Origin of the sequence: Thermomonas sp. LB-4, from assembly GCF_036409385.1 — a bacterium.
Lineage (GTDB): Bacteria > Pseudomonadota > Gammaproteobacteria > Xanthomonadales > Xanthomonadaceae > Thermomonas.
Genome location: NZ_JAXOFT010000009.1, coordinates 94,283 through 107,821, shown reverse-complemented (window position 1 = coordinate 107,821; position 13,539 = coordinate 94,283). Strand labels below are relative to the sequence as shown.

The following is a 13,539-nucleotide window of genomic DNA, read 5'->3' as shown; positions in this document are numbered from 1 at the left end:
CTCGCTTCCCTGCCCCGCCTCCGCAATCACCCGCAGCGGCAAGGGCGCGCATCTTCACCCCCTTTCAAGGGATTGGGAAGTCTTGACGTGTTGACGGATCGCGTGCATCGCGCGCAAGGTGCGCGCTTTCGATCCGTTGGAGCCGCCCATGCGCCGCATCGTCCTTCTTCCCCTTCTCGCCTGCGCGATGTCCGGCTGCGCCGGAGCAAGCCAGCCCTGGGTGGAGATCGCCGGGCAGCGCTATGCGGTGGAGCTGGCGGACGACGATGCCGAGCGCGCGCGCGGCCTGATGTTCCGCGACGCGATGGCCGACGACCGCGGCATGCTGTTCATCCATGACGCCCAGGAACCGCAGGCCTACTGGATGAAGAACACCAGGATCGCCCTGGACATCCTGTACTTCGACAACGACCGCAAACTGGTGTCGCAGCAGCGCGGCGTGCCGCCGTGCTCGCTCGGTGACGCCTGCCCGTCCTATCCCAGCAACGCGCCCGCGCGCTACGTGCTGGAACTCAACGCGGGACAGGCGGAAAAGCTGAAACTGCAGGACGGCGCGACCCTGACCTTCGGCCCAGGAATTCCCGCGCCGACGCACTGAACCCGATCAAGGCCGCGGGCGATCAGCCTTCATAGAGCTCGAAATCGTCCTTGGTGACGCCGCAGTCCGGGCACGTCCATGTGTCCGGCACGTCTTCCCAGCGCGTGCCCGGCGGAATGCCGTCTTCCGGAGCGCCTTGCGCCTCGTCGTAGACGTGGCCGCAGACCACGCACATCCAACTGCGATAGGGACGATCAGGACCGGGAGTCGACATCGGCGCGATAATTGGCGAACGGGCCGCGATTGTCCCATCCTGCACCGGATGGCGGAAGCCGCCCGCCACCCCACATCACTTCCGAAGACCCGCCATGCCGATCCGCACCGAACGCTCCCACGACCTGTTTTCCCGCGCCCAGCAACTGATGCCCGGCGGCGTCAACTCTCCGGTGCGCGCGTTCAAGTCGGTGGGCGGCGAGCCGTTCTTCGTGCAGCGCGCGGACGGCCCCTACCTGTTCGATGTCGACGGCAACCGCTACATCGACTACGTCGGCTCCTGGGGCCCGATGATCGTTGGCCACAACCACCCGAAGGTGCTGGAGGCGGTGATCGAGACCGCGCGCAACGGCCTGTCCTTCGGCACCCCGAACCCTTTGGAAGTGACCATGGCGGAGGCCATCACGCGGCTGGTGCCGTCGATGGAAATGGTGCGCATGGTGAACTCCGGCACCGAGGCCACCCTGTCGGCGATCCGGCTGGCGCGCGGCGCCACCGGCCGCAGCCGCATCGTCAAGTTCGAGGGCTGCTACCACGGCCACGGCGACAGCTTCCTGGTGAAGGCCGGCAGCGGGGCGCTGACCTTCGGCGTGCCCACCTCGCCAGGCGTTCCGAAGGCGCTGGCCGATCTCACGCTGACGCTGCCGTACAACGATTTCGAAGCGGCAACGCGCCTGTTCGAGGAGAGCGGGAGCGACATCGCCGCGCTCATCATCGAACCCGTGGTCGGCAACGCGAACTGCCTGCCGCCGCGCGAGGGCTACCTGCAGCATCTTCGCGAGTTGTGCACGCGCCACGGCGCACTGCTGATCTTCGACGAAGTGATGACCGGCTTCCGCGTTGCGCTGGGCGGCGCGCAGGCGCGCTACGGCGTCGTGCCCGACCTCTCCACCTTCGGCAAGGTCATCGGCGGCGGCATGCCGGTGGGCGCCTACGGCGGCCGCGCCGAGCTGATGCGGCAGATCGCGCCCAGCGGGCCGATCTACCAGGCCGGCACGCTCAGCGGCAATCCGGTGGCGATGGCGGCGGGCCTGGCGATGCTGGAGCTGATCCAGGCGCCCGGCTTCCACGACGCGCTGGAAGCCAGGACCAACGCGCTGTGCGACGGGCTGGAAGCCGCCGCGCGCAATGCCGGCATCGCCTTCACCACCCAGCGCGTGGGCGGCATGTTCGGCATGTTCTTCAGCGCGGAGAAGGTGGACACCTACGCACAGGCGATGGCCTGCGACAGCGCCGCGTTCAACCGTTTCTTCCACGCGATGCTGGAACGCGGCGTGTACCTCGCGCCGTCCGCGTTCGAGGCGGGCTTCCTGTCCAGCGCGCACGACGACGCGGTGATCGGTGCGACCGTCGAGGCGGCCCGCGCCGCCTTCGCCGCGCTCTGACGGCCCGCATGAGCGAGCGCGCGGACACGCGGGGGGACGCATCGCCGGGCGGCGAGCTGTTCACGCCCACCCTGCAGCCGGCCAGCCGGACGGGATGGCGCTACCGGCTGTACCGGCTCATGTTCCACCATGAAACCCGCGACGAGCGCAATTTCGACCTCGCGCTGATCGTGGTCATCCTGGCCAGCGTGCTTGTGGTGCTGCTGGACAGCGACCCGGCGATCAAGGCGCGCTGGCACGTCCAACTGTATCTGGCCGAATGGGTGTTCACCCTGCTGTTCGCGGTGGAGTACGCGGCGCGGCTGTGGGTGGTGCGGGAGCCGCTGCGCTACGCGCGCAGCTTCCTGGGCATCGTCGACCTGCTGGCCATCGTGCCCACCTTCCTGTCGCTGCTGTTCCCGGCCAGCGCCTCGCTGACGGTGGTGCGCATCCTGCGCCTGCTGCGGATCTTCCGGATCCTGAAGCTGGTCAAGTATTCCGACGAGGCCGGGATGCTGACCCACGCGCTGATCCGCAGCCGGCGCAAGATCCTGATCTTCGTCATGACCCTGCTCACCATCGCGGTGATCTTCGGCGCGCTGATGTACGTGGTCGAAGGACCGGAGCACGGCTTCAACAGCATCCCCACCGGGATGTACTGGGCGGTGGTGACGATGGCGACGGTGGGCTACGGCGACCTGTCGCCGGCCACCGGGCTGGGCCGCTTCCTGACCTCGGCACTGATCATCATCGGCTACAGCATCATCGTGGTGCCCACCGGCATCTACACCGCGGAGCTGGCGCGCACCATGCGCAGCCGCGGCCGCGTGCAGGTGCGCTGCCCGCAGTGCAGCCTGGGCGAACACGACGAGGACGCCTGGTTCTGCCGCAAATGCGGCGAAGCCCTTCCTTCCCGCGATTGAGGCCCGCATGAACACGTTGCGCCCCGGCACCCTCGCCGTCCACGCCGGCAACGAAGCCGACCCCGCCACCGGCGCGGTGTCGCCACCGATCCATCTGGCCACCACCTTCCGCCACGGCCCGGCGGGCGAGCGCGTCGCGGGCTACGAGTACCAGCGCGAAGGCAACCCCACCAACGACCGCCTGCGCGAAGCGCTGATGGCGCTGGAAGGCGGCGAGGAAGCACTGACCTTCGCCTCCGGCATGGCGGCGATGACCACCCTGCTGGAGTCGCTGCCCGCAGGCAGCCGCGTGCTGTTCCCGGATGACTGCTACAGCGGCCTGCGCATGCTGTTCAGCGAGTTCCTGCCGGCGCGCGGGCTGGTGGTCGAGACGATCGACATGGCCGACCTCGACGCGGTGCGCGCCGCCTGCGCCACGCCGCTGGCGATGCTGTGGATCGAAACGCCTTCCAACCCCTTGCTCAAGGTCTGCGACATCACCGCGCTGGCCGGCATCGGCCACGCGGCGGGCGCGACGGTGGTGGTGGACAACACCTTCGCCACGCCGCTGCTGCAGCGCCCACTAGCACTGGGCGCCGACATCGTCATGCACTCGACGACGAAGTATTTCGGCGGCCACAGCGACGTGCTCGGCGGCGCGCTGGTGTTCGCCCGCGACGACGCCTTCGCGCGGCACGTGGCGCACCGGCTGCACGTCACCGGCGCGGTGCTGGCCCCGTTCAGCGCCTGGATGATCCTGCGCGGCTGCCGCTCGCTCGGGGCGCGCATGGCGATGCACTGCGCGAATGCGCGCAAGCTGGCGACGTTCCTGGAGGCGCATCCGGCGGTGGCGCGGGCCAACTGGCCCGGCCTGCCCACGCATCCGGGGCACGCGATCGCCGCGGCGCAGATGCGCGACTTCGGCGCGATGCTGAGCATCGAGCTGCACGGCGGCCGCGACGCCGCGCTGGCGGTGGCCGGCAAGCTGCGCGTGTTCACCAACGCCACCTCGCTGGGCGGCTGCGAATCGCTGGTGGAGCACCGCGCCTCGGTGGAAGGCGCGAATCCGCGCTCGCCGCAGAACCTGCTGCGGATTTCGGTGGGGCTGGAAGACGGCGACGACCTGGTCGCCGACTTCGCGCAGGCGCTGGGCTGAGGGCGGTTCAGCCGTTCGCGAACGCCTCCAGCGCGCGCCGCAGCCGCGCCAGGCCGTCGGCGATGGCGTCGTCGTCGATGTTGAGGGCCGGCACGAAGCGCAGCACGTCCGGACCGGCCTGCAGCAACAGCAGGCCATGCGCCGCGGCGAGGTCGCCGATCGCACCGGCCTTGCCGGCGTGCTCCGGCTTCAGCACCGCGCCCAGCATCAGGCCGCGGCCGCGCACCTGGGCGAACAGCCCGAAGTCGCGGTTCAGCGCGTCGAGGCCATCGCGGATCGCCTGCGACTGCCTGGCCACGTTCGCGGCGATGTCCTGCGAGGCCAGCCGGCGCAGCGCCACCCGCGCCACCGCCGCCGCCAGCGGGTTGCCGCCGAAGGTGGTGCCGTGGGCGCCGAACTGCATCGCCTGCGCCACCTTCGGGCCGGCCAGCAGGGCGCCGACCGGGAAGCCGCCGCCCAGGGCCTTCGCCAGCGTCACGATGTCGGGCACCATGCCGTCTTCCCAGTGCGCGAACAGCGCGCCGGTGCGGCCCATGCCGCACTGGATCTCGTCCAGCACCAGCAATGCCTTGTGCCGGTCGCACAGCGCACGCACCGCCTGCAGGTAGCCGGGCGCGGCCGGCATCACCCCGCCTTCGCCCTGCACGGGCTCCAGCATCACCGCCGCCACATCGCCGCCGGCCATCGCCGTTTCGAGCTGCGCGATGTCGTTGAAGTCGACGTAACGGAAGCCGCCGGGCAGCGGATCAAATCCTTCCTGGTACTTCGGCTGCGCGGTGGCGGTGACGGCCGCCAGGGTGCGGCCGTGGAAGCTGCCGCGGAAGGTGACGATGACGCGGCGCGCCGGTTCGCGGCCCTGCGCCGTCGCCCATTTGCGGACCAGCTTGATCGCCGCCTCGTTCGCTTCCGCACCGGAATTGCACAGGAAGGCGCGCTCGGCGAATCGCGACGCGGCCACCAGTTCCTGCGCCAGCCGCAGCGGCGGCTCGCTGTAGAACACGTTGCTGGTGTGCCACAGCCGGCCGGCCTGCTCGACCAGCGCGGCGGTGAGCTCGGGATCGCAATGGCCCAGGCTGCACACCGCGATGCCGGCGGCAAAATCCACGTAATCGCGGCCTTCGCTGTCCCAGACGCGGGCGCCCTGCCCGCGTTCGAGGATCATCTCGCGCTGCCTGTAGACCGGCAGCAGGACGTCGCGTCCCAGCGCCAGCAGTGCGTCCACCGATGCGGCTGCGGCCATCACCAGACGCCCGTGTTCGGCATCGACGCCCACGGCTCCTGCGGCGGCAGGTGGCCGTCCTGCAGCAGCTCCACCGAGATCAGGTCGGGCGAGCGCACGAACGCCATGTGGCCGTCGCGCGGCGGGCGGTTGATGGTGTAGCCCATGTCCAGCAGGCGCTGGCAGGTGGCGTAGATGTCGGCGACGCGGAACGCCAGGTGGCCGAAGTTGCGGGCGCTGCCGTAGTCCTCGTCCGAGTCCCAGTTGTGGGTCAGCTCGATCTCCGCGTCTGGGGTTTCATCCGCGGCGAGGAAGATCAGGGTGAAGCGGCCGGCTGCGTTTTCCATGCGGCGGGTTTCGCGCAGGCCCAGGCCGTCGCAGTAGAAGCGCAGCGATGCATCGACATCGCGCACGCGCACCATCGTGTGCAGGTATTTCATGGCGGGATTCCGTTCGTGGGGGATCGGAAGATGATCCCACGAAGCCCGGTTCAGGGATCGATGTAGAGATCCGGCAGCAGTGGCTTCGAGGGATCCACCGTGTAGGCGGACAGGTCGGTGACGCCGGCCTGCCGCAGCACCTGGTCGTCGATCAGGAAGTTGCCGGAGAAGCCGGCCGCTGCGCGGACCAGCACGGCATGCGCGGCATCGGCCATGATCTCGGGCCTGCGGCCGTTGCCGGCCGCGACGCCCGGAATCATGTTCAGCGCCTCGGTGGCGATCAGGGTGCGCGGCCACAGCGCGTTGACCGCCACGCCGCGCGGGCCGAACTCGGCGGCCAGGCCCAGCGTCACGAAGCTCATGCCCATCTTCGCCAGCGTGTAGGCGGTGTGTGGGCCCCACCACTTCGGGTCGAGCGAGGGCGGCGGGCACAGGGTGAGGATGTGCGGATTGGCCGCCTGCAGCAGATGCGGCAGGCAGGCCTGCGCGCACAGGAAGCTGCCGCGGCTGTTGACCTGCTGCATCAGGTCGAAGCGCTTCATCGGCGTGTCCAGCGTGCCGCGCAGCCAGATCGCGCTGGCGTTGTTGACCAGGATGTCGATGCCGCCGAACGCATCCACAGTGGCGGCGACCGCGGCGTGCACCTGGTCTTCCTCGCGGATGTCGCATTTCAGCGCCAGCGCGCGGCCGCCGGCCTCTTCTACTGCCTTTGCCGCGCTGTGGATGGTGCCAGGCAGCTTGGGGTTGGGCACGTCGGACTTGGCGGCGATGGCGACATTGGCGCCATCGCGGGCAGCGCGCAGCGCGATGGCCAGGCCGATGCCGCGCGAGGCGCCGGTGATGAACAGGGTCTTGCCGGAGAGCGTGGTCATGCGCATTCACCGTGGAGTCGACGGACGGAAGTGTAGCCTCCGCCACCTATAATCCGCCGATGCACAGCGCGTGGTTCGACAACATCGTCGCGTGGATCGGCGCGCACCCGCAGGCGGCCGGCCTGCTGATCTTCCTGATCGCGTTCTGCGACGCCGTGATCGTGCTGGGCGCGATCGTGCCGGCGCTGCCGCTGATGGTGGCGATCGGCGTGCTGATCGGCATGGGCGAGATCGCAGGCCCCTATGCGGTGGCCTGCGCCGCGCTGGGCGCGTTCGCCGGCGACAGCCTGAGCTACTGGATCGGCCGCCGCTGGGGCAGCGCGCTGCGCGGGGTGTGGCCGTTCCGGCGCTATCCGCAGCTGCTGGACCGCGGCGAGGCGCTGTTCCGGCGCAACGCGGTCAAGAGCATCTTCATTGCCCGCTACGTGGGCGCGGTGCGGCCATTCGTGCCCGCCATCGCCGGCATGTCGAAGATGCCGCTGCCGCGCTATCTGCAGGCAAGCGGTTTCGCCTGCCTGAGCTGGGCCGTGCTGTTCCTGCTGCCGGGCTGGGCGCTGGGGCAGGCCTACGACGCGGTGGCCGCAGTGGCCGACAAACTGGCGCTGGTGCTGCTGGGCCTGCTGGCGGCGCTGGCGCTGGCCTGGGCGGTGGTGCTGTACAGCTGGCGCTGGTTCGCGATGAACGCCGACAGCCTGCTGGCGCGGCTGCTGCGCTGGAGCCGCAGGCACCCGCTGCTGGGCCGCTACGCCGCCGCGCTGATCGACCGCCGGCGGCCGGAATCGGCGCCGTTGCTGCTGCTGGCGGTCTGCCTGTTCGCGGTGGCGTGGCTATGGGCCTGGTTCAGCGCTTCGCTGATGCTGCGCGGCGGGCCGCTGCTGGCCGACCATGATGTGCACGCGCTGATGTTCGCGCTGCGCAACCCGCTGGCCGACCGGATGATGGCCACGCTGGCGGCGATCGGCAGCGCGCCGGTGCTGGGGCTGGCGTCGCTGGCGGCGATGCTGTGGCTGCTGTGGCGGCGGCGCTGGAAGGCGGCGGTGCACTGGCTGATCGCGATCGCGGTGGGGCTGGGGCTGACCGAAGGACTGGAGGCGCTGGTCGACATGCCGCGCCCGCCCACCGCCGCGGCGGGCTTCGGCTTCCCGTCGGTGGCGGTGACCATGACCACGGTGGTGTTCGGCTTCTTCGCGGTGCTGATCGCGCGCGAGTTGCCGGGCCGGCAGCGGGTCTGGCCCTACCTGCTCACCGGCATCGCCACCGCGCTGGTCGGCTTCGCCCGCCTGTACCTGGGCGCGCACTGGCTGTCGGACATCGTCGGCGGCGTGCTGCTGGGCGCACTGTGGGTGCTGCTGATCGGCATCGCCTACCGCAGCCACAGCGAGCGCTCGTTCTGGATGCGGCCGCTGGGCTGGACGTTCTACGGCAGCTTCCTGCTCGCCGCACTCTGGTACGCGCCGCGCAGCGCACCGCAGACGCTGGTGCAGTTCGAGCCGCCGCCGCCCACGCAGGTGCTGGATGCGCGCCGCTGGCAGGCGCAGGGGCTCGGCGAGGATCACCAGCGCTTCGATCTGGAAATCGCCGGTGACATCGAACTGCTGCGGCAACACCTGCAGGCACGGGGCTGGCGGGTGCAGCCGGCGGCGGACTGGGTGGGCGCGCTGGGATTGCTCGACGACGACCTGTCACCGGCGCAGCGCCCGGTCCTGCCGCTGGCCATGGACGCCCATCCGGAACGGCTGCTGCTGCGGCGTCCGGACCCCGCCGATCCGGAGCGCATCGAAGTGTTGCGGATCTGGCCGGCGCCGGTGCGGCTGGACGACGGCAGCACGCTGTGGGTGGCGCGTTACGACGTCATGCAGCTGCGCCGACGCCTGCATCTGCTGAACCTGTGGAAGCCGGATCCGCCTGCGCATGCGCTGCCGGCAGACCTGCAGGCGCTGGGCGACGCGCGCGCACTGCGGGTGCTGGCGCATCCGCGCTGAGCATCGCCGCACGAACGCAGCGCAGCAGCGCGATGTTTCTCTCTATTCGCAGGAGCGCACGGAAAGCGCGCGGATGCTTTCGCAGGATCACGCAAAGAGCGTCGCGCCCTTTCAGTGCGCTCCTACGGAGGAACTGACGCGCTTGCGCCCTGCGGCGCGCCTACGGACGCTCGTGCAAGGTTGCGACGAAGCGCCGCGGCGCGCCGTCGAAACCGCCGTTGGACATGAAGACCACGTGGTCGCCCGGGCGCACGCGATCCGCCAGCGCCGCCAGCAGCGCGTCGGCATCCGCCACTGCGCGGCCCTCGCCGCGCAGGGCCGCGATCACCTTGCCGGCGTCCCACGGCAGCTCCGGCCGGGCCAGGAATACCACGGCATCCGCCAGGTCCAGCGACGGCGCCAGCGCATCGGCATGCGCGCCGAGGCGCATCGAATTGCTGCGCGGCTCCATCGCCACCACGATGCGGGCGTCGCCGACCTTCGCCCGCAGTCCCGCCAGGGTGGTGGCGATGGCGGTGGGATGGTGGGCGAAATCGTCGTACACGGTGACGCCGCCGTGCGCGCCCACCACTTCCAGCCGGCGCTTCACGCTGCGGAACGCGGCCAGCGCCGGCAGCACTGCCGCGACATCCACGCCCACCGCCGCGCAAGCCGCCAGCGCGGCCAGGCCGTTCAGCACGTTGTGGTCGCCCAGCAGCGGCCAGTCGACGACGCCGAGCTGGGTCCCGGCGTGGAGCACCGCGAAGCGGCTGCCGTCGTCGGCGAGCTTGCGCGCGCTCCATTCGAAGGCGGGATCGAAGCCGAACCGCTCCACCGGCGTCCAGCACCCCATCGCCAGCACCTCGGCAAGGCGTTGGTCGTGACCGTTGACGATCAGCCGCCCCCGGCCGGGCACGGTGCGCACCAGGTGGTGGAACTGGCGCTGGATCGCGGCCACGTCCGGGAAGATGTCGGCGTGGTCGTATTCCAGGTTGTTGAGGATGGCGACCAGCGGGCGGTAGTGGACGAACTTGCTGCGCTTGTCGAAGAAGGCGGTGTCGTATTCGTCGGCCTCCACCACGAACTCGCGGCCCGCGCCCACCCGCGCCGACACGCCGAAGTCCTCGGCCACGCCGCCGATCAAAAAGCCCGGCTCGCGCCCGGCGGCTTGCAGCAGGTACGCCAGGATGGTCGTCGTCGTGGTCTTGCCGTGGGTGCCGGCCACCGCCAGGGTGTCGCGCCCCGGCAGCACGTGTTCGCTCAGCCACTGCGCGCCGGAGGTGTACTTCAACCCGGCATCGAGCACGTGCTCGACCGCCGGATTGCCGCGCGAAAGCGCGTTGCCGACGATGACTTCATCGCAGTCCGCGCCGATGTTGCCGGCGGCATAGCCCTGCTGCAGCGCGATGCCCAGCTGCTCCAGCTGGGTGGACATCGGCGGGTAGATGTTGGCGTCGCTGCCTTCGACGGCATGGCCGAGTTCGCGCGCCAGCGCGGCCACGCCGCCCATGAAGGTGCCGGCGATGCCAAGGATATGGAGTTTCACGTCATGGGCTCCGGGAGGGAGCGGAACGGCGGGCGCGTCGGCCCCGCAAGTCGCTCCCCGATACTCGCTTGGTTGCGGGGCCGACGCGCCCGCCGCCCCGCTTTCGCACGGGTCGGGCAGTGTCAGCCGACGTCGTGCCCGGGTTGGATCGCCTCGACGATGCGGGCGAACACATCGTCCAGCGAACCGACGCCGTCAACCACGGTCAGCTGGCCGTGCTGGCGGTAATAGTCGATCACCGGCGCGGTCTTCTCGTCGTACACGTTCAGGCGGTGGCGCACCGATTCCGGGGTGTCGTCGGCGCGGCCTTCCGCCTTGGCGCGGCCGGCCAGGCGCTCGATGATCTGCTCGTTGTCCACCGCCAGCTGCACCGCAGCGTCGAACTTCTGGCCCAGGCTGGCCAACAGTTCGTCCAGCGCGGCGGCTTGCGCGAGGTTGCGCGGGTAGCCGTCGAGGATGAAGCCGGCGCGGGTATCGTCCCGCGAGAAGCGGTCCCGCAGCATGCCCAGCAGGATCTCGTCGCTGACCAGGTCGCCGCGCGCCATCACTTCCTTGGCCTGCAGCCCCAGCGGGGTGCCCGCGGCCACCTCGGCGCGCAGCAGGTCGCCGGTGGAAATGTGCGGAACCTGCAGATGTTCCTTGAGTCGCGTCGCCTGGGTGCCCTTGCCGGAACCCGGCGCGCCCAAAAGAACCAATCGCATCGAATCACTCCAGAATGGACAGACGGGGCGGCGTTAGACTGCGCCCGACCCGCTACCCGGCCAGCTTAACGCATCCGGCCGTCGTTCCAGACCCGTTCCGAAGGATTTTCCCATGCCCGCCGGCACCCTGCTGTACGCCCAGAGCGGCGGCGTCACCGCCGTCATCAATGCCACCGCCTCGGCCGTGCTGCAGGCCGCCCGCGCGAAAAAAGTCAGGGTCCTGGCCGCCCGCAACGGCATCCTGGGGGCCTTGCGCGAGGAGCTTCTGGACACCTCGACGCTCACCGCCACCGAGGTCCGGGGCCTGGCCCACACCCCCGGCGGGGCGTTCGGCAGCTGCCGGCTCAAGCTGAAGTCGCTGGCCGAGGACCGGGCGAAGTACGAACGCCTGCTGGAGGTGTTCCGCGCCCACGACGTGCGCTGGTTCCTCTACAACGGCGGCAACGATTCGGCCGATACGGCGCTGAAGGTTTCGCAGCTGGCCGCCGAATTCGGCTACCCGTTGACCTGCGTGGGCGTGCCGAAGACGGTGGACAACGACCTGGCGGTGACCGATTGCTGCCCGGGCTTCGGTTCGGCAGCCAAATACACCGCCGTCTCCGTGCGCGAGTGCGCGCTGGACGTGGCGGCCATGGCCGAAACCTCCACCAAGGTGTTCGTCTACGAGGCGATGGGCCGCCACGCCGGCTGGCTGGCGGCAGCCGCGGGCCTGGCCGGAGAAGGCCGGGACGAAGCACCGCACCTGATCCTGTTCCCCGAGCGGCCGTTCAACGAGGCGGATTTCCTGTCCCGCGTCGATGCCGTGGTCGAACGGGTGGGCTACTGCGTGGTGGTCGCCAGCGAAGGGATCCGCCGCGCCGACGGCAGCTTCGTCGCCGATGCCGGGGGCGGCAAGGACAGCTTCGGCCATACCCAGCTGGGCGGCGTGGCCTCGCACCTGGCCGGGCGGGTCAAGGACGCGCTGGGCCACAAGGTGCACTGGGCGCTGCCGGACTACCTGCAGCGCTCGGCGCGCCACCTCGCCAGCGCCACCGACCTGGCGCAGGCGATGGCGGTGGGCCGGGCCGCGGTGGAATGCGCCCTGTCGGGGCAGAATGCGGTGATGCCGGTGATCGTGCGCGACAGCGATGCGCCGTATCGCTGGCATGTCGACATCGCCCCGCTGGCGCGCATCGCCAACCACGAGAAGACCATGCCGAAGGGCTTCATCCGCGCGGACGGCTACGGCATTACCGCGGCGGCGCGCCGCTACCTGACCCCGCTGATCGCGGGCGAGGCCTATCCGCCGTTTGGCCGGAATGGCCTGCCGGATTACGTTGTTCCCGGGTTGCGGCAGGTGCGTCGCCGGCTTCCGGGCTGGAGCGGCTGAGCACCTCCGGTTTAAACTCATCCGCGCGCGCATTCCGCGACGCCCATCACATCGAACGGGGACACCATGAAGACCACATTCACCGCCGCCGCACTGGCCTTGATCGTGGCCGCGACCAGCGCGCCCGCGCAGGCGCAGTTCAGCAAGAAGAAGAACGACCCGCAGGGTTCCGCCGGCGGCGCCAACGCCCAGGGCGCCGGCGCCAACCTCGAATACTGCGACGAGCCGATGGGCACGATTGCCGTGGTCGAGGAACAGGAGGGCGACTGGTACCGCTACCTGACCACCGACATGCGCCTGCCGTCCACCGTGCCGGTCATCCGCATGCTGATCCAGCAGTCCAACTGCTTCGTGGTGGTCGAACGCGGCCGCGCGATGCAGAACATGATGCAGGAGCGCGCGTTGCAGGACAGCGGCGAAATGCGCGCCGGCAGCAACTTCGGCAAGGGCCAGATGGTCGCCGCCGACTACACCGTCAGCCCCAGCATCAACTTCTCGCAGAAGAACGCCGGCGGCATCGGCGGCGCGCTGGGCCACTTCGGCGGCGCGCTGGGCGCGGTCGGGGCGCTGGCCGGCGGGCTGAAGTTCGGCAAGGCCGAAACCATGCTGACCATGATCGACAACCGCTCCGGCGTACAGATCGGCGTGGCGATGGGTGCGGCCAAGAAGACCAGCTTCGGCCTGGCCGGCGGCGGCGCCGGCAGCAGCGGCTTCGGTGCCCTGGGCGGCTACAGCAACACCCCCGAAGGCAAGACCATCGCCGCCGCCTTCGGCGACGCCTACAACAACCTGGTGCGCGCCATGCGCGACTACAAGCCGCAGCAGGTCAAGGGCGGCCTGGGCAAGGGCGGCACGCTGAAGGTCGGCGACTGACGGCGCATCATCGCAACGCGATCCACCGCAAACGCCCGGCCCGACCGGGCGTTTGCTTTTTGCGAATGCCCGCCGCATGCGATGCTTGGCCGCATGCGCATCCTGCAGGTCAAGGCCAAGCCCAACAGCCGCGTTTCCGCGCTCACGCAGCAGGACGACGGCACCTGGTTGGCGCAGCTGAAATCGCCGCCGGTCGATGGCAAGGCGAACGCCGAGCTGATCGAACTGGTGGCGCGCGCCTTCGGCTGCGCCAAGTCGAGCATCGCCATCAAGACGGGCGCCGGCAGCAAGCTGAAGCGGGTGGTGGTGCCGGACTGAGCGGCAC

The 13,539-nt window shown here is 70.1% G+C and carries 14 protein-coding genes; 8 read left to right on the top strand and 6 right to left on the bottom strand.

What is annotated here, in order from left to right; genetic code table 11:
• Positions 1–148 precede the first annotated feature (148 nt).
• A complete protein-coding gene (locus SPK54_RS08475) occupies positions 149–598 on the top strand; it encodes a DUF192 domain-containing protein (protein ID WP_330947475.1) in 450 nt (149 codons plus the stop codon).
• Positions 599–620: 22 nt separating this feature from the next.
• On the opposite strand, the gene SPK54_RS08470 is transcribed toward SPK54_RS08475, so the two are convergent.
• The gene (locus SPK54_RS08470) at positions 621–812 is read right to left on the bottom strand and encodes a rubredoxin (protein WP_190282364.1); all 192 of its coding nucleotides are present in this window, start codon (positions 810–812) and stop codon (positions 621–623) included.
• A gap of 100 nt (positions 813–912) precedes the next feature.
• Between SPK54_RS08470 and hemL the strand changes: the two genes are divergently transcribed.
• The 3 genes from hemL to SPK54_RS08455 are packed head-to-tail and all read left to right on the top strand — an operon-like array spanning position 913 to position 4,233.
• Positions 913–2,196: a glutamate-1-semialdehyde 2,1-aminomutase gene (gene hemL, locus SPK54_RS08465; protein WP_330947481.1), complete on the top strand. Its 1,284-nt coding sequence runs from the start codon at positions 913–915 to the stop codon at positions 2,194–2,196.
• Between the two features lie 8 nt (positions 2,197–2,204).
• A complete protein-coding gene (locus tag SPK54_RS08460) occupies positions 2,205–3,098 on the top strand; it encodes an ion transporter (protein WP_330947474.1) in 894 nt (297 codons plus the stop codon).
• Positions 3,099–3,105: 7 nt separating this feature from the next.
• Positions 3,106–4,233: a PLP-dependent transferase gene (locus tag SPK54_RS08455; RefSeq protein WP_330947473.1), complete on the top strand. Its 1,128-nt coding sequence runs from the start codon at positions 3,106–3,108 to the stop codon at positions 4,231–4,233.
• Positions 4,234–4,240: 7 nt separating this feature from the next.
• On the opposite strand, the gene SPK54_RS08450 is transcribed toward SPK54_RS08455, so the two are convergent.
• The 3 genes from SPK54_RS08450 to SPK54_RS08440 are packed head-to-tail and all read right to left on the bottom strand — an operon-like array spanning position 4,241 to position 6,764.
• Positions 4,241–5,473, bottom strand: coding sequence for an acetylornithine transaminase (locus SPK54_RS08450; RefSeq protein WP_330947472.1), 1,233 nt, complete (start codon positions 5,471–5,473; stop codon positions 4,241–4,243).
• A complete protein-coding gene (locus SPK54_RS08445) occupies positions 5,473–5,892 on the bottom strand; it encodes a VOC family protein (RefSeq protein ID WP_330947471.1) in 420 nt (139 codons plus the stop codon). The genes SPK54_RS08450 and SPK54_RS08445 overlap by 1 nt, the downstream gene beginning before the upstream one ends.
• A 50-nt stretch (positions 5,893–5,942) precedes the next feature.
• Complete coding sequence (locus tag SPK54_RS08440) at positions 5,943–6,764, bottom strand: NAD(P)-dependent oxidoreductase (RefSeq protein ID WP_330947470.1); 822 nt, start codon at positions 6,762–6,764, stop codon at positions 5,943–5,945.
• 59 nt (positions 6,765–6,823) lie between these two features.
• Here SPK54_RS08440 and SPK54_RS08435 point away from each other — a divergent pair, with 59 nt between their 5' ends.
• Entirely contained in the window at positions 6,824–8,746 is a 1,923-nt protein-coding gene (locus SPK54_RS08435; RefSeq protein ID WP_330947469.1) for a VTT domain-containing protein, read from the top strand.
• Between the two features lie 160 nt (positions 8,747–8,906).
• Here the strand turns inward: SPK54_RS08435 and mpl are convergent, their stop codons facing one another.
• Together mpl and SPK54_RS08425 are read right to left on the bottom strand one after the other, a co-directional pair.
• Positions 8,907–10,271: a UDP-N-acetylmuramate:L-alanyl-gamma-D-glutamyl-meso-diaminopimelate ligase gene (gene mpl, locus SPK54_RS08430; protein ID WP_330947468.1), complete on the bottom strand. Its 1,365-nt coding sequence runs from the start codon at positions 10,269–10,271 to the stop codon at positions 8,907–8,909.
• Positions 10,272–10,393: 122 nt separating this feature from the next.
• A complete protein-coding gene (locus SPK54_RS08425; protein WP_330947467.1) occupies positions 10,394–10,972 on the bottom strand; it encodes an adenylate kinase in 579 nt (192 codons plus the stop codon).
• 112 nt (positions 10,973–11,084) lie between these two features.
• On the opposite strand from SPK54_RS08425, the gene SPK54_RS08420 reads away from it, so the two are divergent.
• The 3 genes from SPK54_RS08420 to SPK54_RS08410 all read left to right on the top strand — a co-directional run bounded on the left by SPK54_RS08420 (position 11,085) and on the right by SPK54_RS08410 (position 13,532).
• Entirely contained in the window at positions 11,085–12,341 is a 1,257-nt protein-coding gene (locus SPK54_RS08420) for a 6-phosphofructokinase (RefSeq protein ID WP_330947466.1), read from the top strand.
• A gap of 66 nt (positions 12,342–12,407) precedes the next feature.
• Complete coding sequence (locus tag SPK54_RS08415; protein ID WP_330947465.1) at positions 12,408–13,214, top strand: CsgG/HfaB family protein; 807 nt, start codon at positions 12,408–12,410, stop codon at positions 13,212–13,214.
• Positions 13,215–13,307: 93 nt separating this feature from the next.
• Positions 13,308–13,532, top strand: coding sequence for a DUF167 domain-containing protein (locus SPK54_RS08410; RefSeq protein ID WP_330947464.1), 225 nt, complete (start codon positions 13,308–13,310; stop codon positions 13,530–13,532).
• Positions 13,533–13,539: the final 7 nt, after the last annotated feature.

Coding starts and splice junctions, on each gene's coding strand:
- SPK54_RS08475 (WP_330947475.1), top strand. CDS start 149: ATGCGCCGCATCGTCCTTCTTCCCCTTCTCGCCTGCGCGATGTCCGGC.
- SPK54_RS08470 (WP_190282364.1), bottom strand. CDS start 812: ATGTCGACTCCCGGTCCTGATCGTCCCTATCGCAGTTGGATGTGCGTG.
- SPK54_RS08460 (WP_330947474.1), top strand. CDS start 2,205: ATGAGCGAGCGCGCGGACACGCGGGGGGACGCATCGCCGGGCGGCGAG.
- SPK54_RS08455 (WP_330947473.1), top strand. CDS start 3,106: ATGAACACGTTGCGCCCCGGCACCCTCGCCGTCCACGCCGGCAACGAA.
- SPK54_RS08450 (WP_330947472.1), bottom strand. CDS start 5,473: ATGGCCGCAGCCGCATCGGTGGACGCACTGCTGGCGCTGGGACGCGAC.
- SPK54_RS08445 (WP_330947471.1), bottom strand. CDS start 5,892: ATGAAATACCTGCACACGATGGTGCGCGTGCGCGATGTCGATGCATCG.
- SPK54_RS08440 (WP_330947470.1), bottom strand. CDS start 6,764: ATGACCACGCTCTCCGGCAAGACCCTGTTCATCACCGGCGCCTCGCGC.
- SPK54_RS08435 (WP_330947469.1), top strand. CDS start 6,824: ATGCACAGCGCGTGGTTCGACAACATCGTCGCGTGGATCGGCGCGCAC.
- SPK54_RS08425 (WP_330947467.1), bottom strand. CDS start 10,972: ATGCGATTGGTTCTTTTGGGCGCGCCGGGTTCCGGCAAGGGCACCCAG.
- SPK54_RS08420 (WP_330947466.1), top strand. CDS start 11,085: ATGCCCGCCGGCACCCTGCTGTACGCCCAGAGCGGCGGCGTCACCGCC.
- SPK54_RS08415 (WP_330947465.1), top strand. CDS start 12,408: ATGAAGACCACATTCACCGCCGCCGCACTGGCCTTGATCGTGGCCGCG.
- SPK54_RS08410 (WP_330947464.1), top strand. CDS start 13,308: ATGCGCATCCTGCAGGTCAAGGCCAAGCCCAACAGCCGCGTTTCCGCG.